Consider the following 22429-nt stretch of genomic DNA (forward strand, 5'->3'; position numbering starts at 1 on the left):
CTAGAACCCCTTGGTCTTGATCGTGATCGTGGACCCCTCGGGGGCCTGCTCGCCGCCGTCCACGGACTGGCTCGCGATCGTGTCGCTGAAGGAGAGGAACGGCCGGTCGACCTTCACGTCGAAGCCCGCCTCCTCCAGGGTGCTCCGCGCCTCGTCGACGTCCCGGCCGGTGACGTCCGGGACGTCCAGCATCCGGGGGCCCTTGGAGACGGTCAGCTCGATCGTGTCGCCCTCCGCGGCCTCGGTTCCTCCGCCGGGGGACTGCTCGGCCACATCGCCCTCGGCCTCGGCGGAGTGGACCCGGCCCGGCAGCACCTCGGACTTCAGCCCCTCGGCCGCCAGCTCGGCGGTGGCCTCCTCGGCGGAGAGCCCGGTGACGTCCGGGACGTCGATCGGGGCGCCCTTGCTGACGACGAGCGCCACCGCCGTGTCCGGGGTGCGGTCGGTGCCCGCGCGGGGATCCGTGCGGATCACCTCGCCGCGGGCCACGTCCTGGCTGAACTCCCTGGTCACCATCCCGGGGACCAGGCCCACCTTCTTCAGGGAGCGCCGGGCGTCCGCGAGGGAGCGGCCCACCACATCGGGCACCCGCACGATCTCCGGACCCCGCGAGACGACGAGCCTCACCGAGCCGTTGCCCCGGATCCGGTCACCCGAGGCGGGGTCGCTGCTCACGACCGAGCCCCGTTCGACGGTGTCGCTGAAGACCCGCTCCACGCCCTTGAGCCCGAGCCCCTCGTCGGAGAGCCGCTTCTCGGCGGTCTGCTGGGTCTGGCCCAGCAGCGAGGGGACCTGGGTGAACTGCCCGGAGTTGATGTACCAGACGCCCGTCCCGATGCCCAGCGTCAGCAGGACGGCGGTGAGCGCCATGATCAGCTTGCGGTGCGGCCCGCCGAACGGGCCCCGACGGCCGGTCCCGCGCCGGGGAGCGGCAGGGTCCGCGGGCGGCATCACCAGCCGGCTGGTGCGGTGCACTCCGGCTCCGTCGCCGTCCGCCGGGAGGGCCCGCGGGATCACGCTCGTACGGTCGTCCGCGCCGTCATGGGCATCCGACAGAGCCCCCGGCGGTACGGCGTCCAGCTCGGCGTCGGTCAGCGTGGCACGGGCCTCACGCGCCTCGGCCAGCAGCAGCACCGCGTCGTGCGGGCGCACCTCGGGATTGCGGGCGGTCGCGCTCGCCACCAGGCTGTCCAGCGCGACCGGGAGCCCCGGCACGACGGCGGACGGGGCCGGGACGTCGGAGTTGAGGTGCCGGTAGATGACCTGGGCGGCGTTCTCGCCGGTGTGCGGCTTGACGCCGGTCAGCATCTCGTAGAGCACGACCCCGCAGGCGTACACGTCGCTGCGGGTGTCGGCGCTGCCGTGCTCGATCTGCTCGGGGGCCAGGTAGGACACCGTGCCCAGCAGCGAGCCGGTCGTGTCGGTGGCCGTGCCGACCGCCCTGACCAGGCCGAAGTCGGCGACCTTCACCCGGCCGTCGTCCCCTATCAGGACGTTCTCCGGCTTCATGTCGCGGTGCACGAACCCGGCCCGGTGCGCGGCGCCGAGCGCGGCGAGGACCGGCTCCAGGATGTCCAGCGCCGCCCGGGGCTGGAGGGCCCCGCGCTCGCGCAGCACGTCGCGCAGGGTGCAGCCCGCCACGTACTCCATCGCGAGGTAGACATACGCGCCCTCGGCGCCCTGGTCGAAGACCGCGACGACGTTGGGGTGCGCCAGGCGGGCCACCGACTTGGCCTCCCGGATGAAGCGCTCGACGAACGAGACGTCGGCGGCGAGCGCCGGGTGCATCACCTTGAGGGCGAGCACCCGGTCCAGGCGGGTGTCCACGGCCCGGTAGACCGTGGCCATCCCGCCGACGGCGATGCGCGCCTCAACGCGATACCGGCCGTCGAGCAGCTGCCCGACGAGAGGGTCCTGGAGGGTCGTGTCCACCCCGAGAGTCTACGAGCCGCCACCGACACCCCCGCAACGCAAGCCCCTCCGGCGATTGAGGAGCGGGGGTTCGGGGGCGGCGCCCCCGACCACGTACCGTCGCTCAGAACGCCGGGCGCTCCGGGTCGAGTGCCGCCCGCCCGTCCACCGGCGAGGACGCCTCGGCGAAGTGGCGGCGCGGAATCCGGCCCGCCCGGTACGCGAGCCGCCCGCCCTCCACCGCGTGACGCATCGCCCCCGCCATCAGCTCCGGCTCCTGGGCCCGGGTCACCGCCGAGGCGAGCATCACAGCGGCGCACCCCAGCTCCATCGCCTGCGCCGCGTCCGAGGCGGTCCCGGCCCCCGCGTCGAGGATCACCGGCACCCCGGCCCGCTCGACGATCAGCTCGAAGTTGTGCGGGTTGCGGATGCCCAGCCCGGAGCCGATGGGGGAGCCGAGCGGCATGATCGCCGCACACCCCACGTCCTCCAGCTTCCGGGCCAGGACCGGATCGTCGTTGGTGTAGGGCAGCACGGTGAACCCGTCGTCGACCAGGACCTCGGCCGCGTCCAGCAGCTCGATCGGATCGGGCAGGAGGGTCCGCTCGTCGGCCACCACCTCCAGCTTCACCCAGTCGGTGCCCAGCGCTTCCCTGGCCAGCCGGGCGGTCAGCACCGCCTCGCCCGCGGTGAAGCAGCCGGCGGTGTTCGGCAGGACCTGGATGGAGAGCCGCTCCAGCACCGAGAGCACGGAACCCCGCACGGTCGGGTCCAGCCGGCGCATCGCGACCGTGGTCAGCTCGGTGCCGGACGCGATCAGCGAGCGCTCCAGCACCTCCAGGCTCGGGGCCCCGCCGGTGCCCATGATCAGCCGGGAGCCATACGTGGCGGGCCCCAGCGTGAAGACGTCGTCCGACATGCTCAGCCTCCCTGTACCGCGGTCAGGACCTCGACGCGGTCGCCCTCGCCGAGCGTCGTCGCGGCCCACTGGCCGCGCGGGACGACGCTCTCGTTGACGGCGGCGGCGACCCCGGAGCGGGCCGGGGTCAGCGTGGCGACGAGGGCGCCCAGATCCGTCCCGGCGGGAACGGCACGGACGTCCCCGTTCACCGAGACGGAGACGGTGGCGGCGGACACCGGGACGGAGACGGTGGCGCCGGATTCCGGTACGGCGTGCTGCTGGGTCATACGGGCTGCTCCTGGAGTACGGGGGCGGCGAGGGCGGCGGTCTCGAAACGGCCGGGGGTGAAGGGGCGGGCCGTCTCGGGCAGCTCGCCGGTGGTCAGGACGTCGGCCATCGCGTCCCCGGTGACCGGCGTCAGCAGAACGCCGTTGCGGTGGTGGCCGGTGGCGAGCAGCAGACCGGGCAGGGCGGTCGGGCCGAGCAGCGGGGCGTTGTCGGGCGAAGCGGGACGCAGACCGGCCCGGGTCTCGGTGAGCGGCAGCTCGGTGATGCCCGGTACCAGCTCGTGGGCGTCGCGCAGCAGCTCGTACACCCCGCCGGCGGTGACCGTGGTGTCCCAGCCCATCTCCTCGCTGGTGGCGCCGACGACCAGCTCGCCGTTCTCGCGCGGCACGAGGTAGAGGTGGCCGCCCCGGACCACGGCGCGCACGGTGCGGCTGAGGAAGGGGGCGTACGCCCGGGGCACGGTGAGCCGGAGCACCTGGCCCTTGACCGGGCGGACCGGCGGCAGGAGCTCCGGCGGGAGCCCGGCGAGCCGGCCGCTGAGACTACCGGCGGCGAGCACGACCTGATCGGCCGCGAACTCCGAACCGTCGCCGAGCAGCGCCCCGGCGGCCCGGCCCCCGGTAACCGTGAGCCGCTCGGCGGTCGCCCGGCGGAACGCGACCCCGGCCCGTTCGCACGCGGTCAGCAGCGCCGAGGCGAGGCGGCGGGGATCCACCTGGTGGTCGCCGTCGACCCGGAGGCCGCCCCGGACGCCCGGGGCCAGCATCGGCTCCAGGCGGCGGCACTCACGGCCGCTCAGCCAGACCGACTCCAGGCCCGAACGCTCCTGGAGGGCGTGCAGTTCGCGCAGATGCGCCCGGTCGTCGGAGTCCAGTGCGACGGCGAGCGTGCCGCAGGTCCGGAAGCCGGTGTCCCGGCCGCTCGCCTCCTCCAGCTCGGCGACGAACGAGGGATAGCGGGCGGCGGAGGCGAGGTTGAGCCCGAGCAGCATCTGCTCGCCGTAGTGCAGTTCGGTGACGGCGGCCAGCATGCCCGCCGCGACCTGGGCGGCGCCGCCGCCCGGTTCCGGGTCCGCGACCGTGACGCGCAGCCCCCGCTGGGCGGCCCGCCACGCCGTGACCAGGCCGATGATTCCGCCCCCGATGACGAGGACGTCGGATCCGGAGCCTCTCTTGACGAGGGCATCGGATCCGGAGCTTCTCTCCGAGACGCGCATGGGTGTCCAGCCCCTCCCTTCGCCGGCATGACCCGGAGCAGGTTCGTACGGTCGGAGGCCGGCCAGCCTCCCTCTCAGCCCGGTGCGTCCGGGCTCCCGCGAGTGTTCTACCTTGGCCACCCTAAACCCCGCCGCCCCCGGCCAGTAGAGGAGCGCCCGCCATGGCCCGTTCGCTCGACGGACTCGTCCTGTCACCCGTCGCCGACCAGGCCCCGGGCCAGGTCGGCACCCGCACCCGCTTCACGTACCACGAGCTGGACGGCCGGATCTGGGCCGAGTACGCGGGCGGCGACGTGGTCCGCGGTCATCTCGTCGGCACCCGCGACGGGGACGCGCTGGACTTCCGCTACGTGCAGCTCAAGCAGGACGGAACGACCTCGTCCGGGCACTGCCTCTCCACGGTCGTCGACCTCGCCGACGGCCGGGTGCGGCTGGAGGAGCGGTGGGCCTGGGAGTCCCAGGAGGGCAGCGGCACCAGCGTGGTGGAACAGCTTCCTTCCTGAGCTCCCTCCCGGGTTCCTTCCCGGGTTCCTTTCCGCCACCCCCCTACCTGATGGTCCGTCAGGTGATTAAGGTGGACGGGTGAGCGAGCAGACGGAACAGCGGGCGGCGCGGCAGGCACGGCACGTCGTGGTCGTCGGGGCGGGCATGGCGGGCGTGCAGAGCGCCGTGGCCCTGCGCGAGGCGGGCTTCACCGGGCCCGTCACCCTGATCGGCGCCGAACCCCATCAGCCCTACGACCGGCCGCCGTTGTCCAAGGCCGTCCTGCTGGGCAAGGCCGAGGACTCCGCCTTCGACGTCGACTTCGAGGCCTTGGACATCACCCTGCGCCTCGGCCTGGACGTCACCGCCCTGCGCGCCGCCGACCATGTGCTGGACACCGCCGACGGGCCGGTGTCCTACGACGCCCTGGTCCTCGCGACCGGCGCGGAGCCCATGACCCTGCCCGGCGCCGAGGGCGTGCCCGGCGTCCACCTGCTGCGCACCCTCGACGACGCCGCCCGGCTGCGGCCCGTCCTGGACCGGCAGCACGACGTGGTCGTCGTCGGGGCGGGCTGGATCGGCGCGGAGTTCGCCACCGCCGCCCGTTCCGCGGGCTGCACCGTCACCGTCGTCGAGGCCGCCGCCCGCCCGCTCGCGGGCACCCTGCCCGCCGAGGTGGCCGCCCCGATGACCGCCTGGTACGCCGACAGCGGCGCCGAACTCCTCACCGGGACCCGGGTCGACCGCGTCGAGGAGGGGGCCGTCGTCCTCGACGACGGCCGGGTCCTGCCCGCCGGGGCCGTGGTCGTCGGCATCGGCGCGCGCCCCGCCACCCGCTGGCTCGCCGGCTCCGGGGTCGCGCTCGGCCCGGACGGCTCGGTCACCGCCGACAGCGCCCTGTGCACCTCGGTGCCCGATGTGTACGCGGTCGGGGACTGCGCCTCCTTCCCCTCCGCCCGCTACGGGACACGCCTGCTGGTCCACCACTGGGACAACGCCCTCCAGGGCCCACGCACCGCGGCCGCCGCGATCATGGCCGTACAGGCCGGGGAGCCGCTCCCCGTCTACGACCCCGTCCCGTACTTCTGGTCCGAGCAGTTCGGCCGCTTCGTGCAGTACGCCGGCCACCACGCGGACGCCGACACCCTGGTGTGGCGCGGAGACGGGGCGGACACCGCCTGGTCGGTGTGCTGGCTGCGCGACGGCGCGCTGGTGGCGGTGCTCGCCGTGGGCCGCCCGCGCGACCTCGCCCAGGGCCGCAGGCTCATCGAGTCGGGGGCCGCCCTCGACCCGGAGAAGGTGGCCGACCCCGCCGTACCGCTGAAGTCCGCCGCCCTGTGACGGACCGGTGACCCGCCGGGCCGCCCCCGTACGGTCGGCCCGGCTACCGGCTGTCAGTCCGGGATGGCACGCTTGTCCCTGTGACCGAGATTGACGCAAAGACCGATGCTCTCGTCCCCGCCTGGCTCCACCTTCCCGACATCGCGGAAATGCTCGATGTCCAGGTGACGCGCGTACGGCAGCTGGTCAGGGATGGCCAGCTCATCGCCGTACGCCGTGGTGAGAACCGGGCGCTCCAGGTGCCCGCCGCCTTCATCGACGGCGACAAGGTGGTCAAGGGCCTCTCCGGCACCCTGACCCTCCTGAGGGACGACGGCTACTCCGACGAAGAGATGCTGGAGTGGCTCTTCACTCCCGACCCGACCCTGCCCGGCACCCCCGCGCAGGCGCTGAGCGAGAATCGCGGTACGGAGGTGAAGCGCCGCGCCCAGGCGCTCGCCGTCTGAACCGATACGACGGAAAACGGAAAGCAGTGCACGGGCCGCCCGGCGCGGCCCGTGCACCGTCACGACCACGGGGGAGCCCACCCATGTCCACGCCTCGCGAGCAGCTGTCCGATGCCCGGCTCTACCTGTGCACGGACGCCCGCAAGCGCCAGGGTGACCTCCCCGCCTTCCTGGACGCGGTGCTCGCCGCCGGCGTCGACATCGTCCAGCTCCGGGACAAGGGCATGGAGGCCGCCGAGGAGCTGGAGCACCTCGCCGTGTTCGCCGACGCCTGCCGCCGGCACGGCAAGCTCCTCGCGGTGAACGACCGCGCCGACGTCGCCCACGCCATCGGCGCCGACGTGCTCCACCTCGGCCAGGGCGACCTCCCGGTCCCCGCCGCCCGGGCGATCATCGGCGCCGACCGCCTGATCGGCCGCTCCACGCACGCCGAGGCCGAGGTCGACGCGGTGCTCGCCCAGGAGGGTGTGGACTACTTCTGCACCGGCCCCTGCTGGCCCACCCCCACCAAGCCCGGCCGCCACGCCCCCGGCCTCGACCTCGTGCGCTACACCGCCTCCCTCGGCGGGTCACGGCCCTGGTTCGCGATCGGCGGGATCGACGCGGGCAATCTGGACCAGGTGCTGGACGCCGGAGCCCGCCGTGTCGTCGTCGTCCGGGCCATCACCGAGGCCGACGATCCCGCCGCCGCCACCGCCGAGCTGGCCCGACGCGTCAGGGCCCGCGCGCTCTGATTCTCTGCGCGCCGATCAGTGCGCCGATCAGTGCGCCGATCAGCGCGCCGCCCCCGCATGCCGGCCCGCGTACCGACGCATCTGTCGAGGTTCCGCGCCGGCGCGGAACCTCCCGTCTCACTTGTCCGAGGGATGGACAACAGTCCGGCAAAACGAGACAAAGTCGGTTGCGCCGGTTGGGGGAGCGTTCCCCGTCTGGTTAACCTCCCCCTATGGCCCTTGGCACACCCTCCACCAGGACGGATCACGCGCGCACCGTGCGTGACCAGCTAGCGACCGGCAAGACGTCGTACTCCTTCGAGTTCTGGGCGCCCAAGACGGAGAAGGGCGAGCGGAACCTCTGGAACGCGCTCCGGCGCGTCGAGGCGGTCCGTCCCAGCTTCGTCTCCGTGACGTACGGCGCCGGCGGTTCCACCCGCGCCGGGACGGTCCGGGCCACCCAGCAGATCGCCGCCGACTCCACCCTCACCCCGGTCGCCCACCTCACCGCGGTCAACCACTCCGTCGCCGAGCTGCGCAACATGGTCGGGCAGTACGCCGACGCGGGCATCAGGAACATCCTCGCGGTCCGCGGCGACCCGCCGGGCGACCCGATGGGCGAGTGGGTCGAGCACCCGCAGGGGGTGAAGTACGCCGCCGACCTGGTCCGTCTCATCAAGGAGTCGGGCGACTTCTGCGTCGGCGTGGCGGCATTTCCCGAAATGCACCCCCGGTCGTCCGACTGGGAGACGGACATCGGCCATTTCGTGGACAAGTGCCGGGCGGGCGCGGATTATGCGATCACCCAGATGTTCTTCCGTCCGGAGGACTATCTCCGGATGCGTGACCGTGTGGTCGCCGCGGGTTGCGAAACGCCGGTGATCCCCGAGGTCATGCCCCTTACCAGCGTGAAGCAACTGGAAAAGTTCTCCCAGCTCAGCAACGCGACCGTGCCCGCGTCGCTGAAAGAGCGCATCCTCGCAGCCAAGGACGATCCAGCCGCTGTACGCTCCATTGGCATCGAGTTCGCAACGGAGTTCTGCGCGAAGCTGCTGTCCGAGGGTGTGCCCGGACTGCACTTCATCACGCTCAACAACTCGACGGCTACGCTCGAAATCTACGAAAAACTCGGACTGCACAAGCAGTCGTGACCGGTCGTACCCGCCGCCGACGCGGCTACGGCCGAAGGAGGGGGCGGGCGTGGGCTGGACGGTCCTCTACATCGCTTTCGGTCTGGTGGCCCTGTGGCTGCTCGGCGAGGTGCTGTTGCAGTACAAGGCACGACTGCGCTGGCGGCTCCTCGCCTTCGGCGGCTTCCTCGGCGTGGTGGTCGGGGTGCTGCTGGCCTCCGTTCCGGTCATCGTCGTCGGGACGCTGGCCTTCGCCACCGGCCAGACCTTTGTGACGCTGTCCTTCCGGCGCGGCTTCTCCACCGGCTGGGCCATAGGCGGCAGTCCGGGGGAGAGCCGTCGCCGCAGGGGCGGCGGCGAGGGCGCCGCCGTGAAGGAGCCCACGCTGGAGGTCTCGGACCTGGAGGTCACAGGCCCCGGGTACGACCAGCCCCCGGCCGGCCCGCCCGCCCAGTCCGTCTACGCACCGCAGCCCCTGCCCGACGACACCGGCCAGTACGGCGTGTACGGGGACACGGGCCACGACGCGAACGGCAGCGCCCGCCAGGGACACGGCCACGAGGCCGACCCCTCGGCCCAGCCGCAGTACGCCGCGTACGACCCGTACACCGGCTACGAACAGCCCCCGGCCCAGGACCCCTACGCCGGAACCTACGACTACGGCACCGGCCCGCAGAGCTACGCCGCCTACTCCGACCCGTACATCGGCACCACCAACGGAGCTTCCTCCTACGGCGGTCACGACGCCTACGGCCAGGGCGGCGACGGCCACGACAGCCAGGGCGGGCAGCAGAGCCACCCCGACCCCTACGTCCAGGGCTACGTCGCCGACACCCCGCCCGGCGGCGTCTGGGTCCCGCAGCAGCGCGACACCGAGCAGTACCCCCCGATGCCGCCGGAGCAGCCCGCGACGCCCGCTCCGTACGCCAACGGCAACGGCTACGACAGCGGCCAGAACGAGCAGTACCGCTACTGAAGCCGCGCCGCTGCCGGGGGAAGGCCCCTCGGCAGCGGCACACGCGCAGCCCTCTCCCGCTCAGCGTGAGCCGCGGAAGTCGTCGCCCTCCACGACCAGCCCGGCCACCAGCGCCCCCGACATCCCGGCGTGCGCCAGCCCGCCGCCCGGGTGCGACCAGCCGCCGACGAGGTACAGCCCCGGCAGCCGCGTGAGGTTGCCCGGGTGCAGATACGCGCCGCCGGCCCCGGCCAGCGCGGGCGGCGGCACCGCACCGCCCTCGGCGCCCGTCCCGTCCTCGGTCTCCGCGGGCGTGCGGACCTCGGTGTGCAGGATCCGCTCCCGCAGCCCGGGAACGGCCGCCGCCGCCCGCTCCACCAGGACCTCGGCGAACCGCTGCCGCACCCCGGCGTCCCGCCAGTCGACCGGCCCCTGCGGAGCCACCGTCGCGGTGAGCGTCACCGCCTCGTGCTCCGCGTCCGGACGGGTCGCCGGATCGTCGGGGCGCAGCACCGTCACCGTGGGGCTCCCGGCGACCCGCCCCCCGAACACCGCCTCCTGCTCCGCCGCCCCGTCGGCGCCGTGCACCACGGTCCGGTGCACCGCGTCCGCCTCCCGGGCCCCGCGCAGCGACAGCAGCACCGTGAACCGGCCCGCCGCGCCCGCACCGGAGCCCGGCCGGACCGTCACATCGCCTCCGCCCCACACCTGCTGACCCGGCACCAGACCCGGGCGCGGCCGGACCCCGAGCACCACCCGGTCCGCCTCGGCCACCTCACCGTCCGCCAGCTCCACACCCGCCGCCCGGCCGTCCTTCTCGACGACCCGGACCACCTCGGCCCCGAAGACGAACCGCACCCTGCGGGCCACGCACCGCTCGTACACCGCCCGCGCCAGCTCGCGCATCCCGCCCATCACGTACCAGCTGCCGAAGGTCTGCTCCATGTACGGCAGCAGCGCGGCGCTCGCGGGGGCGGTGCGCGGGTCGAGGCCGTGGGACAGCGCGTACCCGTCGAGCAGGGCGGCGAGCCGGGCGTCCGCCAGCTCCCACGCGCCGATCTCCGCGACCGTGGCCGCCTGCCGGGAGCCGCGCAGCAGGCGGCGCTGCCGCACCGCCGGATACGGATCGCGCCCCAGCACCTGGTGGTCCGCCCGCAGGGGCTCCTCCAGGAGCGGCCGCCGCGACCGGTCCCAGGCGTCCCGGGCCCGGTCCATGAAGCCGCTCCAGCGTGCCCCGGCGCCCGTACCGAGGGCGGCGTCGAGGGCGGTGGCCACCCCGGCCCGGGAGGCGTTGGGCAGGGACACGGCCGTGCCGTCCGCGAAGAGATGGCGGCTCGCCGGATCGACCTGCGTCAGGGTCACGGACCGCTCCAGCGACTCCTTGCCGGTCTTCACGAAGAGGTCCCGCTGGACGGCGGGGAGATGCAGCAGCCCGGGCCCGGTGTCGAAGACGAAGCCCTCGTGCTCATGGCGGCCGACCGAGCCGCCGTAACTCGCGGACCGCTCGTAGACCGTCACCGTCTCGCCCGCCACGGCCAGCCGGGCGGCCGCCGCCATCGCGCCCGTCCCGGCGCCGATCACCGAAATTCGTGCCATGCCGGTGACTTTATCCGGGATGACCGACACGCAGGCGATCACAACGACCCCGCGCGGGGCCCGGGTGGGGTTCGGCGCGGGGCCCTGAGTACCCGTACTCAGGGACGGAGATGAGTAGCTACGCGGATAGGCCCCCACCTGCGGGGACGGCAGAGTGATGACCACGGAAGGGGCGCTGCGCCAGGACCGCCGGCACGGGGCGGCGGAACGGCACGGTTCCCCCGACGCAACGGGGGTGCACGACGGAGACCCGGGGACCACGGGGGACACGGGGTCACGGGGAACGGGTTTCCGGAAGCACGGAAGACGCCGGTCCGGTGAGGTTCGCGGGGGATGCGAACGTCAGCGGCCGGCGTCTTCGGCTTTCCCGGTACGTTTCCCGCCCCGGACCCGTCCTGGACCCGTCCCGGACCCGTCCTGGACCCGTCCCGGACCTGGACCCGTCCCGGACCCGGACCTGGACCCGTCCCGGACCCGGACCTGGACCCGTCCCGGACCCGCCCCCGACCCGACCCGACCCGCCCCGGACGGCCGGAACGCCCAGGACCCGCTGCGCCCGGCCGGCCTCAGTGCCCGCTGACCCGCCCGTGCAGCAGCAGGGACAGCGCCGAGTGGACCTCGTCGATCGAGCGCTCCGGCTGGAACGCCTGCCAGTCCAGCGCCGCCACCAGCACCATTCCGACCAGCGCGGCGGCCGTCAGCGGGATGTCGATCTCCTCGCTCAGCTCACCGCTGTCCACGGCCTCCCGCAGCACGTCCTCGACGACCGCGACGGCCTCCTGACGTACCACCAGCAGGGTGGACTGCCACGCGCGGTTGGTGCGCCAGAGCTCGGCCACGTACAGCTGGGTGAAGGCCGGGTAGCGGTCGATGAAGGCGAGCCCGGCCCGGATCATCGCGTCCAGCGCCTCGACCCGGGTGCCGCCGCGCTCCTCGGACTCCTCGGCCGCGGCCCGCAGCGAGGCCGTCAGCAGCCCCACGCCGTGCCGGAGCAGCTCCTCGAACAGCTCGGTCTTGCTCTTGAAGTTGTAATAGACCGTGCCCTTGGCGACCCCGGCCCGCTCGGCGATCTCGTCGACGGTGGTCGCCGAGAACCCCTTCTCGGCGATGAGCGTCACCGCCGCCTCGTAGAGCCTCTGCCGGGTGGCCTGGCGGCGCGTGGTGCCACTGCTTTCCATGACGCCGATTCTTTCAGGCCCCGCCGCGCTCGCAGGCGCTGCTCCCGCCGCACTCACAGGCTCAGCTCCGGGTGCAGCCGGCTCAGGCTCCACACCTGCTTGCGGCGGGCGGTGAACGCGGTCAGGGCCAGCGCGCCGACGGTGAAGGCCCCCAGCACCGCGCAGCCCAGCCACACCGGGCCGAGAGGGCCGCCCGTGATCAGCCTGCGCAGCCCCTCGACGACGTACGTCATGGGGAGGTACGGGTGGATCGCGCCGAAGAAGCCGGGGCTGGTCTGGACGGGGTAGGTGCCCCCGGCCGAGGTCAGCTGGAGCATCAGCACCACCAGCACCAGGATCCGCCCGGCCGCCCCGAAGCAGGCGTTCAGCCACTGCACGATCGCGGCGAAGCAGCAGGTCACCAGAGCCAGGAAACCGATCGTTCCGGCGGCGTGGGTCATCTGGAGGCCGAGACCCCAGTGCAGGACGGCCATCAGGGCGCCGACCTGGAGCGTGCCGATGGCGGCGACCGGGAGCCAGCCGGCGAGCGCGATCCGCCACGAGGAGGCCCCGGCGGCGAGCGCCCGCCTGTTGAGCGGCTGGATCAGCATGTACGCCACCATCGCGCCGACCCACAGGGACAGTGGGATGAAGTACGGGGCGAAGCCGGTGCCGTAATTGGGTGCCTCGTGCAGCGACTTGGAGGCCAGCTGGACGGGGTCGGCCATGACGTCGGTCCGCGCGTCGCGGTCCTTCCTGTCGTAGTCCGGGATCTTGTCGACGCCGTCGTTGAGGCCCCGGGCCAGCTCGGTCGAGCCGTCGCCGAGCCGGAAGAGTCCGCCGTCCAGGTTCTCCGCGCCGGTCTTCAGCTTGCCGACGCCGGTGTCCAGGTCGCTGGAGCCGGTCTGCGCGCCGCCGAGTCCGGTGTGCAGCGCCCGCGCGCCCTTGGCGACCTTCTGGGCACCGGTGTTCAGCTCATTGACCTTGGCCACGGCCGACGCCAGGTCGTCGTCCAGCGTCGGCGCGCGCTTCGCGAGGTCGTCGGCCTGCTTCTGGAAGGCGGTCAGCTGGGTGCTCAGCTTCTTCAGGTCGCCGTTCTGGTTCGTGACCAGGGTGTTCACATCGGCGGCGATCTTCGCGACGTCGTCGGCCGTGACCTTCGCGCGCTCCAGCGGGGGGCAGACCGTGGCGTCGGGCTCGTCGGCCTCCTCGCACCGGGTGCGGTGGATCCCGGTCAGCTCGTCGGCCGCCTCCTCGGCGCCGGCGGCGGCGGTGGGCGCGCTCTTCACCAGCAGGTCCAGGTTGTGCCGTACGGCCCCGGAGGCGTCGGCGACCAGCCGGGCCGTGTCGCGGATGGACTTCCCGTTGTCCCGGAAGAAGGGGCGCACGTCATCGGCGATCCCGTTGACCTTGTCGGCCAGGACCTGGGTGCCGCCGGCCACCTGGGCGGAGCCCGTGGCGAGGTCCCGCGAGCCCTGGTTCAGTTTGACGATCCCGTCGGAGAGCTTCTTGCTGCCCGCCTTGGAGTCCTTGAGACCGTCCGCGAGGTCCTTGGAACCCTGCTTCGCCTTCGAGATGCCGCCCTTGAGGTCGTCGGCCCCCTTGGCCGCCTCGGCGGTCTTGTCGTGCAGATCGGAGAAGTTGATGAAGATGCGGTCGAGGAAGGACCGGGAGGCGTTCGTGGAGGCGGCGTTGCGCACCTCTCCGAAGACCGTCCTGGAGATCTGCCCGACGATGTAGTTGTTCGCGTCGTTCGTCCGCACCTGGAGCGCGCCGGTCTCGGGGGAGTCCCCGCCGCTGGACGCGATCTTCCTGCTGAAGTCCGACGGCATCGTCAGCGAGAGGTAGTACGTACCGTCCTCGACGCCCTTCTCGGCCTCGGCGGAGCTGACCTCGTGCCAGTCGAACACCTTGGAGTCGAGCAGCTTCTCGCTGATCTCGTCCCCGGCCGCGACGCGCTTGCCGTCGCTGGTGGCCCCCCTGTCGTCGTTGACCAGGGCGACGGGCAGCTTGTCGAGCTTCCCGTACGGGTCCCAGAAGGAGTACAGGTACAGGGCGCCGTAGAGCAGAGGCAGGAGCAGCAGAGCCACCAGCGCGGCGGCCGGCAGCCTCCCCCGCCCGAACCGCTTCAACTCGAGCGCGGCCAGCTTCGGGCTACGCATCGGCCGTCTCCTCATCGGTGGTGGGTTCCTCGGCGACGGGCGCGGTACGCACGACCTGGGCGTCCCCGGGGGCCTCGCTGCACACGGCGAGCACGGTCGTCCCGGCGTCGGCCACGGCGCGCAGCAGCTCCCAGGCCCGGTCGCGTTCGGCGTCCGGGAGCTTGAGATCGGTGTCGTCGACGGCGAGCAGCCGCGGCTCGCCGATCAGCGCTAGCGCTATGGACAGCCGCAGCGCCTCAAGACGCTCCAGATCCCGTACGGAGGTGCGCCCCGCCTTGGGCAGCGTGGCGAGGTCGAGCCCCGCGGCCTCAAGAGCCCCGTCGACCCGGGCCCGGGCCGCTGCCCGGCGTTCGGCGCGCGGGCGCAGCAGGGTGCGCAGGGAGGCGCCGTAGCGGCCCTGGAGGAGGGCGCGCTCGCCCAGGTGCTCGGCGACGGTGAAGGCGGGGTCCAGCTCGCTGACGCCCGGGACCGGCCCCAGGGCGGCGATCCGGCGGACGGCGGCGGCCTGCTCGGGCAGTCGCAGCCCGCCGGTCTCGGCGCGGCCCCCGGTGGGGCGCATCCGGCCGGTCAGGGCGAGCAGCAGGCAGGTGCGGCCCGATCCCGAGGGTCCCTCGATGGCCACCAGCGTTCCTGGCTCGGCACTGAACGTCACGTTCCGGAAGACGCAACCGCGCGGCCCTTCCAGTCCGAAGTCCTCGGCGGCGACAGCCGCGCCGTGCGGGCTCTCCACAGACCCTCCCCTTTTGAACTGACCAGTCAGTGCAAAAAGGTAGTCCGAACGCGCGCTCGAAGCAAAACGGCAGCTCAGGGGCGTACTGAGGTCGATTGTCAGTGGGGCCCGCCACCATGGACACAGACGGCCACGAAGCCGTCACACGACGACAGGAGGTTCGTCATGGCCAGCTCGTCCGCAGCCGCCGCCCCGCGGCGCCGCGCAGGCAGCCCTGCCCCCTCACTGACCGGTCCGGCCGGCGATGTCCACCCCGTGCTGCGCCGCAGCACGGCGCCGCCCGCCGCTCTCGAACTGCTCGCCAAGGCCCGCTCCGGCCTCGACGAGGCCGCCGTGCTCCACGAGCCGAACGAGCGGTACGCCACCGCGCACCTCGCCGCCCTGCGCACCGCGGCGGCCGTGCTGGCCGCCCGAGGCCGCCCCGAGACGAACAAGCGCCGCCGCGAACGCATCCGCAGCGCCTGGGAGGTCCTCCCGGAGACAGCACCGGAACTGACCGAATGGAGCGCCCTCTTCGCCTCGGGAGCCCTGCGCCGGGCCCGTGCGGAGGCCGGTATGCCGGGAGCCGCCAGCGGGCGCGACGCCGACGACCTGCTGCGCGACGCTGCCATGTTCCTGCGCCTGGTGGAACGGCTCCTGGTCCTCCAGCCGGTGCTCCCGCAACCACGCCCGGAGCGTCCGGGCGGCGGGTGACCCGGGGCGAGGCAATAGGGTGGTGACCGCTCACCGCACCACCCGCACTGTTCACGCTCCGCCGTCCCCGGCGGCACGTTGCCGAGGAGTCATCTGCTGTGTCGGACCAGCCGCGCCCCCGCGCCTCCCTCCGTACCGCCGTGGTCTGGGAGGTCCTCAAGGACGCTCTGGACCGTCAGGTCAAGGCGACCGGCAGGGACGCCCTGGATGTTCTGGATACCGGCGGCGGCACCGGCAACTTCGCCGTGCCCGCGGCCCGGCTGGGCCACCGGGTCACCGTCGTCGACCCCAGCCCCAACGCGCTCTTCGCGCTGGAGCGCCGCGCGGCCGAGGCCGGGGTCGCCGACCGGGTCCGGGGAGTCCAGGGCGACATCCTCGGTCTCTTCGACGTCGTGGAGCGCGACGGCTTCGACGCGGTGCTCTGCCACGGCGTCCTGGAGTACGTCGACGAGCCCGCCGAGGGCGTGCGCAACGCGGTCGAGGCGCTGCGACCCTCCGGCGCGCTCAGCCTGCTGGCCGCCGGCCTGGGCGGAGCCGTCCTGGCCCGCGCGCTCGCCGGTCACTTCACGGAGGCCCGGCAGGCGCTCACCGACCCGGCGGGCCGTTGGGGCGAGGGGGACCCGGTGCCCCGCAGGTTCACCGCCGAGCAGCTCTCCGGCCTGGTCTCCTCGGCCGGTCTGGAGATCACCGCGGTGCACGGGGTCCGGGTCTTCGCCGACCTCGTGCCGGGCGTCCTGGTGGACACCGAGCCCGGCGCCATGGAGGCGCTCCTCAAGCTCGAAGCGGCGGTCGCCGAGCAGCCCGCGTTCCACTCCGTCGCCACCCAGCTCCACGTTCTGGGCGAGAAGCGCCGCTGATCAGCAACGCAAGCGCGGACGGAGTGGGACTCAGGACCCCCGTACCGGGCGTACGCCCCGTATGATCGGGTGACACCATCCGGCATGGCGGATCGGTCGTCGGGGAATCTACGCCTCAGCAGCCGAGCCGACACAGCGGTCCGGACTGGCTGAGCGCTAGAGGGCGGGTTTCACGGGGGCGAATCCCTGCCTATCCTGGAAGGGCCGCATACCGGTCGCCCCCGCGGCCGACGACGAGGAGGATCCCGTGCCGCTCTCGGAGCACGAGCAGCGCATGCTCGAGCAGATGGAGCGAGCGCTGTACGCCGAAGATCCCAAGTTCGCGACAGCGCTCGAGGGAAGCGGACTGCGTACGTACACCCGGAAAAGGGTCTATCAGGCGGTCGCTGGCTTCCTGGTGGGTATCGCGCTCCTCATGGCCGGAATGGTCGCCCAACAGATCTGGATCAGCGTGGTGGGGTTCCTCGTCATGCTCGGCTGCGCCGTGCTCGCGGTCACCGGATGGCGCAAGGCGCCCAAGCCCGGTGAGCAACAGCCGGCTGCCGCAGGCAGCGGGGACAGCGGCGCAGGCCGCCGACCGAGACAACGCCGGTCGATGATGAACCGCATCGAGCAGCGGTGGCAGCGCCGCCGCGACGAACAGGGCCAGTAGACACCTGGGGAGTGTCCGCACCGTGTCGTCGTCCGCCCTCCGGGCGGGCCGGACGAGACGGTGCGGACACGACCTGGGTCCTGCTCTTCTCCGCAGGGCCGGGCGGAGGTACGTGACACCGATGGGTGAGGGGTGGCCGCAATCTCTGCGGCCACCCCTCAGCCGTCGTCCGACGGCGCCACGCGAGCCGTTGCCCACGATGCCCCTTGCCCGACCGCACCGCCGGCAGAGGCGCCGCTGCCCGACCCGACAGCGCTGAGCCTCCGGTCCCGGACCCTGCCAGGGTCCGGGACCGGAGGCTCTGTCGTGCCTCGCCCCGGTCGCCTCAGCCGTGCTGACGGGTGAGGCGACGCAGCCGGGCCGTCCAGCGACCGGCTCCCGGGCGGCCCGCCCATCGCTCACCGAGGGCCGACCGGCGCTCCGCGAGGGCCCACACCACCCGGACGGACGATCGGGGCAGGAGCGTTGCCCGCAGTCGGACAGAGCGGTCGGCCGATGCCCGCAGAGCCGCCCGTACCGCCTGCGCGTCCTCGGTCAGTCCCGACGCGGGGCGCGGCTCGGCGGCGTACAGCACCTGCTCCACCGAGCCCGCGATCCGGTGCACCGCCTCGGCCGCGGTGGTGTCGAGGCGGCCCAGCCGCACGATCCTGGCCGCCGCCTTCCGTGGCGTCAGCGACCCGTCCGGCGCGATGCCGTGGTCCCAGGCCACATCGGTGATCTCCCGCCAGGCAGCCAGCGTGCGCGCGGCGGCGTCCGCGGGCGTACGGCCCCCGGAGCCCAGCCGGCGATTCCGCGTCCGGATCCGCCACAGCAGCGGCGACAACGCCAGCGCCGCCACCAGCAGGACCGCCGCGTGGACCACCAGCAGCACCTTCCAGAGCGGAGTGCCCCGGTCGGTCGGCAGCGCGGCTCCCGGCTCCTGCGAGGGACCGCACCCGCCTTCCTGACGCAACTGCGGCGGGCAGCTGTCCTCGGCGGTGGGCGCCGCGGACGGCTCGTCGGAGGTCTCCGCGGAGGGCTCGGCGGCGTCGCTCGCACTGTCCGTGGGGACTTCGGGGCGGGTCCACGAGGGCGTGCTGCCCCGGCTCGGCGTGGGCTCGAACCGGGTCCACCCGACCCCCTCGAAATACAGCTCGGGCCAGGCGTGCGCGTCACGCAGCCCGACCGACATCGCCCCGTCCGCCTGCACGGTCCCCGGGGTGAAGCCCACCGCCACCCGGGCCGGGATGCCCAGCGTCCGCGCCATCGCGGCCATCGAGAAGGAGAAGTGGACGCAGAAGCCCTCCTTGTCGCTGAGGAACCGGGCGATGGCGGACGACCCCGTCCCCGAGGTGACCGTCGTGTCGTACGTGAAGCCGCCGTCGGACGCGAACCAGTCCTGGAGTTTCACGGCCTGCTCGTAGGCGTTGGACGCGCCTTCGGTGACCTGCTCGGCGGTCTCGGCGACCACCTTCGGCAGGGAGCCGGGAACCTGGGTGTATTCGCGGACCAGCTCCTCGGGCGGTGAGCCCGCGGCCGCGAGCTGGTCCGCCGTGGGTTCGACGACCAGACTGCCGACCTCGTAACGCGCGTCGCGCGTGGTCTGCCCGTCGTCGCCGACCAGGGTGCGGCCCTCGGGTTCGTACCGCCAGCGACCGTCGACGCGGACTTCGCTGGCCGGGTAGGGGAGCGGCAGATAGGTCTGCTGGTAGGAGCGCGACGCGGAGATGTTCGTCCGGACCTCGGTGACGGAGACGTCCCTGCCGAGACCGGTGGGCTGCGGGAGGCGGTCGGGAACGTCCGTCAGCCGGCGGGTGGAGGAACGCCACTCGCTGCCGTTGAACTCGTCCAGGGCCAGGATCCGGAGGTAGAGACTCTGCGGGTCCTCGATGTTGCTGCGGTACGTCATCACCTCCCGGTTGTCCGGCTGGTTGAGGTTGTTCTGCAGCGAGACCAGCGGATTCACCGCGGAGATGGTGCCACCGCCGCTGCCCCTGCCGTTCCCCGGCCCGTCGCCGCCCAGCAGGCCGCTGTCCAGGGCGGGCAGGGCCAGGGGGGCCACCAGGGCGATGCCGAGCGCGAACACGCCGATCCGCCGCCCGGTCCGGACGGGGGAGGAGCCGCCGCTCACCCCGGCCAGCCCGTCGGCCAGACCGCCCGAATTCCGCGTGGCGCCACCGAAGACGCGGCCCCACTGGGAGAGCCGGTCCCGGCCCTCCGCCAGCAGGAGCAGCAGATAGCCGGAGGCGGCCAGCAGGAACCACAGCCAGCTCGCTCCGCCGTCGGAGAGACCGGCCGCGACCGAGTACAGGGCGAGGAGGGGCAGTCCTGCGGGGGCCGCGCTGCGGAAGGTCACCGCCAGGGCGTCCACGGCAAGGCCGATCAGGACCACCCCGCCGACCACCATCAGCTTGATGCCGTCGGTCATCGGGGCCGGGATGGCGAACGTGCCGACGTCCTCCCCGCCCGCCACCAGCAGCTCACCGAGGCGCATGAGGGCCCCCGGCCCCGGCACCACCCCGAACAGGGCGTGGTCCCGGACGAACACCAGCGTCAGCAGCAGCAGGGTGACCAGCGTCTGGACGCCGATGGTCAGCGTCCTCGCCAGCGGCACCCGGCGCGCGAGGGCGCCCACCCCGCTCTGGACGCCGAGCAGCACCGCCGCCTGCACCAGCCAGCCGACCCCCTCCACCAGCGGGATCAGCGCCCCCGCCGCCAGCAGAGTCGCCGCATAGGCGCACAGCGCCAGCCTGGCCCGCCCGCTCATGACCATCTCCCCGTGAAACCTGTCGCGCCGCCGCTCGTGGCCGACGGTGAATCCGTGCGCATCCCGCCCGCCAGCTGCCACAGCGCGGGCAGTTCGGCCCCCGGCTCCACGGGCACCGCGGTCCAGCCCGACTCGCGCAGCCGCCGCAGCCGCTCCTCGGCCCGCCCCGCGCCGTCCTCGTCGCCGGCCCAGGCGGCGCTGTCGAGGACGAAGGCGACCCCCGCCCCGGCCCGCTGCCGCATCCGGGCCGCGACCGCGGCCTGTTCCTCGTCCAGATCGCCGAAGAAGGCGATGAGCAGTCCCTCGTTGCCGCCGCGCAGCACGTCATGGGCGCGCGAGAGGCCCCCGCCGTCGGAATGGCCGACCACCGCGAGCGTGTCGAGCATCAGGCCCGCCGAGTCCGCGGACTCCTGGGTCGAGCCCGCGTAACCGCCCGACCCCTCGCCGGGCACCGCGTTCCCGTCGTCCGTGAGCAGCCGTACGGCGAAGCCGCGCTCCAGCATGTGCACCAGCGCCGAGGCCGCCCCGGAGACCGCCCATTCGAAGGCGGAGTCGGGGCCGGCGCCCTGGTAGCCGATCCCCCGGGTGTCCAGCAGGACCGTGCACCTGGCCCGCTGCGGCTGTTCCTCGCGGCGCACCATCAGCTCGCCGTGGCGGGCGGTGGAGCGCCAGTGGACCCGGCGCAGATCGTCGCCGTGCCGGTAGCCGCGCGGAATGATGTCGTCCTCACCGGCCAGCGCGAGGGACCGCTGCCGCCCGTCGCCGTATCCGGAGGCCTCGCCCGCCAGCCGCAGCACGGGCAGCGGCACCGTGCGCGGGACGACGACGAGGGTGTCGTACGCGCTGAAGGAGCGGGTCAGCTCGCACATCCCGAACGGGTCGCTCAGCCGCAGCTGCAACGGGCCCAGCGGATAGCGTCCGCGCAGGTCGGAGCGGACCCGGTAGGACACCTCGCGCCTGCCGCCCGCCTCCACCCGGTCCAGGACGAAGCGGGGGCGCGGGCCGAGGACGTACGGAACGCGGTCCTGGAGCATCAGCAGTCCGGTGGGCAGCCGGGAGACGTTCTCCATCCGCAGGTGCACCCGGGCCTCCGCGCCCGCGGGCACGCGCGACGGTGAGAGCCGCCGGGTGCCCGTCACCCGGTAGCGGGTGCGGTAGAGCACGGTCACGCAGACCAGGGGCAGCACGGCCAGCAGCAGTCCGACCCGCAGCAGATCGCCCTGGCCCAGGACGTACGCGCAGACGGCGGCGGCGAGACCGGCGGCCAGGAACGAGCGTCCCCGGGTGGTCAGTCCGCCCAGGGCCGCCCGGAGGCCGCCCTTCCTGTCGCCGTCCTCCACGGCGCCGGGCTCGCCGGCCGCCATCACAGCCGCCGTGCCCCGGGCTGCTGCTGGTGGTACAGCGGGCGGCCCGGCTCCTGCCCCACCGGCGCGGGCGGCGCGGTGCCACCGGCCGAGGTCGGCACGGGGGTGCGCTGGATGATCTCCAGGACCACCTGCTCCGCCGTGCGGCGGTTCAGCTGGGCCTGGGCGGTCGGCAGCAGCCGGTGCGCGAGCACCGGCGTGGCCAGCGCCTGCACGTCGTCCGGCAGGGCGTAGTCGCGCCCGCTGAGCGCGGCGGACGCCTTCGCGGCGCGCAGCAGGTGCAGCGTCGCGCGCGGGGAGGCGCCGAGTCTCAGATCGGGGTGGCTCCGGGTGGCCCCGACGAGCTCCACGGCGTAGCGCCGCACGGCGTCGGCGACATGCACCGTACGGACGGCGTCGATCAGCTTCACGATGTCGTGGGCGTGGGCCACCGGCTGGAGGTCGTCCAGCGGGGAGACGCCCCCGTGCACGTCGAGCATCTGGAGCTCGGCCTCCGGGCTGGGGTAGCCGATGGAGACCCGGGCCATGAAGCGGTCGCGCTGGGCCTCGGGCAGCGGGTAGGTGCCCTCCATCTCGACCGGGTTCTGGGTGGCCACCACCATGAACGGGTCGGGCAGCTCGTAGGAGTGCCCGTCGATGGTGACCTGGCGCTCCTCCATCGACTCCAGCAGCGCCGACTGGGTCTTCGGCGAGGCGCGGTTGATCTCGTCGCCGATCACGATCTGGGCGAAGATCGCGCCCGGCTTGAACTCGAAGTCCCGCCGCTGCTGGTCGAAGATCGACACACCGGTGATGTCCGAGGGCAGCAGGTCCGGTGTGAACTGGATCCGTCGCACCGAACAGTCGATGGACCGCGCCAGCGCCTTGGCCAGCATGGTCTTGCCGACACCGGGGACGTCCTCGATGAGGAGATGCCCCTCGGCGAGGAGCACCGTCAGCGATAGCCGTACGACCTCGGGCTTGCCCTCGATCACACTCTCCACCGACCCGCGCACCCGCTCTGCTGTGGTGGTCAGATCCGTGAGGCTCGCTCGATCGTCATAGGTCGTCACCCGGCCCTCCTCGGCCCTTTTGCGCAGGGGCCGTCG

Annotated in this window: 20 protein-coding genes and 1 riboswitch; of the genes, 9 read left to right on the plus strand and 11 right to left on the minus strand. The window is 73.4% G+C overall.

Features of this window, described 5'->3' with window-relative positions; all coding sequences use genetic code 11:
* The 4 genes from pknB to thiO form a co-directional block, all read right to left on the minus strand.
* Positions 1-1932 (minus strand): Stk1 family PASTA domain-containing Ser/Thr kinase, encoded by a 1932-nt coding sequence (pknB, locus tag D581_RS0111955; RefSeq protein ID WP_018957456.1) that lies wholly within the window; start codon positions 1930-1932, stop codon positions 1-3.
* Positions 1933-2035: 103 nt separating this feature from the next.
* The gene (locus D581_RS0111960; RefSeq protein ID WP_018957457.1) at positions 2036-2830 is read right to left on the minus strand and encodes a thiazole synthase; all 795 of its coding nucleotides are present in this window, start codon (positions 2828-2830) and stop codon (positions 2036-2038) included.
* Between the two features lie 2 nt (positions 2831-2832).
* Complete coding sequence (gene thiS, locus D581_RS0111965; RefSeq protein ID WP_018957458.1) at positions 2833-3099, minus strand: sulfur carrier protein ThiS; 267 nt, start codon at positions 3097-3099, stop codon at positions 2833-2835.
* Entirely contained in the window at positions 3096-4316 is a 1221-nt protein-coding gene (gene thiO, locus D581_RS0111970) for a glycine oxidase ThiO (protein WP_018957459.1), read from the minus strand. Before thiO ends, thiS begins: the two co-directional genes overlap by 4 nt.
* A riboswitch (TPP riboswitch) is annotated at positions 4314-4426 on the minus strand. Its footprint overlaps the gene before it by 3 nt.
* A 51-nt stretch (positions 4427-4477) precedes the next feature.
* Between thiO and D581_RS0111975 the strand changes: the two genes are divergently transcribed.
* The 6 genes from D581_RS0111975 to D581_RS0112000 all read left to right on the plus strand — a co-directional run bounded on the left by D581_RS0111975 (position 4478) and on the right by D581_RS0112000 (position 9405).
* On the plus strand, positions 4478-4819 hold the full coding sequence (locus D581_RS0111975) for an avidin-fold protein (RefSeq protein WP_007451299.1): 342 nt from the start codon (positions 4478-4480) through the stop codon (positions 4817-4819).
* A gap of 79 nt (positions 4820-4898) precedes the next feature.
* Entirely contained in the window at positions 4899-6140 is a 1242-nt protein-coding gene (locus D581_RS0111980) for an FAD-dependent oxidoreductase (RefSeq protein WP_018957460.1), read from the plus strand.
* An 80-nt stretch (positions 6141-6220) separates the two neighbouring features.
* On the plus strand, positions 6221-6586 hold the full coding sequence (locus tag D581_RS0111985) for an Rv2175c family DNA-binding protein (protein ID WP_007451303.1): 366 nt from the start codon (positions 6221-6223) through the stop codon (positions 6584-6586).
* A gap of 83 nt (positions 6587-6669) precedes the next feature.
* Complete coding sequence (gene thiE / locus D581_RS0111990; protein ID WP_018957461.1) at positions 6670-7320, plus strand: thiamine phosphate synthase; 651 nt, start codon at positions 6670-6672, stop codon at positions 7318-7320.
* A gap of 212 nt (positions 7321-7532) precedes the next feature.
* Positions 7533-8450 (plus strand): methylenetetrahydrofolate reductase [NAD(P)H], encoded by a 918-nt coding sequence (gene metF / locus D581_RS0111995; protein ID WP_026290439.1) that lies wholly within the window; start codon positions 7533-7535, stop codon positions 8448-8450.
* Between the two features lie 49 nt (positions 8451-8499).
* The gene (locus tag D581_RS0112000) at positions 8500-9405 is read left to right on the plus strand and encodes a hypothetical protein (RefSeq protein ID WP_018957463.1); all 906 of its coding nucleotides are present in this window, start codon (positions 8500-8502) and stop codon (positions 9403-9405) included.
* Positions 9406-9465: 60 nt separating this feature from the next.
* Here D581_RS0112000 and D581_RS0112005 read toward each other — a convergent pair whose 3' ends face one another.
* From D581_RS0112005 to D581_RS0112025, 4 genes are all read right to left on the minus strand, one after another.
* Complete coding sequence (locus tag D581_RS0112005; protein ID WP_032752696.1) at positions 9466-10980, minus strand: phytoene desaturase family protein; 1515 nt, start codon at positions 10978-10980, stop codon at positions 9466-9468.
* A gap of 566 nt (positions 10981-11546) precedes the next feature.
* On the minus strand, positions 11547-12158 hold the full coding sequence (locus D581_RS0112015) for a TetR/AcrR family transcriptional regulator (RefSeq protein WP_018957465.1): 612 nt from the start codon (positions 12156-12158) through the stop codon (positions 11547-11549).
* 53 nt (positions 12159-12211) lie between these two features.
* Entirely contained in the window at positions 12212-14299 is a 2088-nt protein-coding gene (locus D581_RS0112020; protein WP_018957466.1) for a YhgE/Pip domain-containing protein, read from the minus strand.
* The gene (locus D581_RS0112025; protein ID WP_018957467.1) at positions 14292-15029 is read right to left on the minus strand and encodes an ATP-binding cassette domain-containing protein; all 738 of its coding nucleotides are present in this window, start codon (positions 15027-15029) and stop codon (positions 14292-14294) included. The genes D581_RS0112020 and D581_RS0112025 overlap by 8 nt, the downstream gene beginning before the upstream one ends.
* Positions 15030-15194: 165 nt before the next feature.
* On the opposite strand from D581_RS0112025, the gene D581_RS0112030 reads away from it, so the two are divergent.
* The 3 genes from D581_RS0112030 to D581_RS0112040 all read left to right on the plus strand — a co-directional run bounded on the left by D581_RS0112030 (position 15195) and on the right by D581_RS0112040 (position 17231).
* A complete protein-coding gene (locus D581_RS0112030) occupies positions 15195-15722 on the plus strand; it encodes an SAV_6107 family HEPN domain-containing protein (RefSeq protein ID WP_018957468.1) in 528 nt (175 codons plus the stop codon).
* Positions 15723-15820: 98 nt separating this feature from the next.
* Positions 15821-16579, plus strand: a complete 759-nt coding sequence (locus D581_RS0112035) for a methyltransferase (protein WP_018957469.1) — start codon at positions 15821-15823, stop codon at positions 16577-16579.
* A 247-nt stretch (positions 16580-16826) separates the two neighbouring features.
* Positions 16827-17231: a DUF3040 domain-containing protein gene (locus D581_RS0112040; protein ID WP_018957470.1), complete on the plus strand. Its 405-nt coding sequence runs from the start codon at positions 16827-16829 to the stop codon at positions 17229-17231.
* 325 nt (positions 17232-17556) lie between these two features.
* Here D581_RS0112040 and D581_RS0112045 read toward each other — a convergent pair whose 3' ends face one another.
* The 3 genes from D581_RS0112045 to D581_RS0112055 are packed head-to-tail and all read right to left on the minus strand — an operon-like array spanning position 17557 to position 22393.
* Complete coding sequence (locus D581_RS0112045) at positions 17557-19977, minus strand: transglutaminase TgpA family protein (RefSeq protein ID WP_018957471.1); 2421 nt, start codon at positions 19975-19977, stop codon at positions 17557-17559.
* A complete protein-coding gene (locus D581_RS0112050) occupies positions 19974-21341 on the minus strand; it encodes a DUF58 domain-containing protein (protein WP_018957472.1) in 1368 nt (455 codons plus the stop codon). Before D581_RS0112050 ends, D581_RS0112045 begins: the two co-directional genes overlap by 4 nt.
* A complete protein-coding gene (locus D581_RS0112055) occupies positions 21341-22393 on the minus strand; it encodes an AAA family ATPase (protein WP_018957473.1) in 1053 nt (350 codons plus the stop codon). Before D581_RS0112055 ends, D581_RS0112050 begins: the two co-directional genes overlap by 1 nt.
* Positions 22394-22429: the final 36 nt, after the last annotated feature.

The organism is Streptomyces sp. CNB091 (assembly GCF_000377965.1).

Bases quoted from the DNA above. Each gene is read 5' to 3' on its own strand.
- D581_RS0111960 (WP_018957457.1), bottom strand. From the start codon at position 2,830: ATGTCGGACGACGTCTTCACGCTGGGGCCCGCCACGTATGGCTCCCGG.
- D581_RS0112045 (WP_018957471.1), bottom strand. From the start codon at position 19,977: ATGAGCGGGCGGGCCAGGCTGGCGCTGTGCGCCTATGCGGCGACTCTG.
- D581_RS0112050 (WP_018957472.1), bottom strand. From the start codon at position 21,341: ATGGCGGCCGGCGAGCCCGGCGCCGTGGAGGACGGCGACAGGAAGGGC.
- metF (WP_026290439.1), top strand. From the start codon at position 7,533: ATGGCCCTTGGCACACCCTCCACCAGGACGGATCACGCGCGCACCGTG.
- D581_RS0112015 (WP_018957465.1), bottom strand. From the start codon at position 12,158: ATGGAAAGCAGTGGCACCACGCGCCGCCAGGCCACCCGGCAGAGGCTC.
- thiE (WP_018957461.1), top strand. From the start codon at position 6,670: ATGTCCACGCCTCGCGAGCAGCTGTCCGATGCCCGGCTCTACCTGTGC.
- D581_RS0112005 (WP_032752696.1), bottom strand. From the start codon at position 10,980: ATGGCACGAATTTCGGTGATCGGCGCCGGGACGGGCGCGATGGCGGCG.
- thiO (WP_018957459.1), bottom strand. From the start codon at position 4,316: ATGCGCGTCTCGGAGAGAAGCTCCGGATCCGATGCCCTCGTCAAGAGA.
- D581_RS0112020 (WP_018957466.1), bottom strand. From the start codon at position 14,299: ATGCGTAGCCCGAAGCTGGCCGCGCTCGAGTTGAAGCGGTTCGGGCGG.
- D581_RS0111975 (WP_007451299.1), top strand. From the start codon at position 4,478: ATGGCCCGTTCGCTCGACGGACTCGTCCTGTCACCCGTCGCCGACCAG.
- thiS (WP_018957458.1), bottom strand. From the start codon at position 3,099: ATGACCCAGCAGCACGCCGTACCGGAATCCGGCGCCACCGTCTCCGTC.
- D581_RS0112030 (WP_018957468.1), top strand. From the start codon at position 15,195: ATGGCCAGCTCGTCCGCAGCCGCCGCCCCGCGGCGCCGCGCAGGCAGC.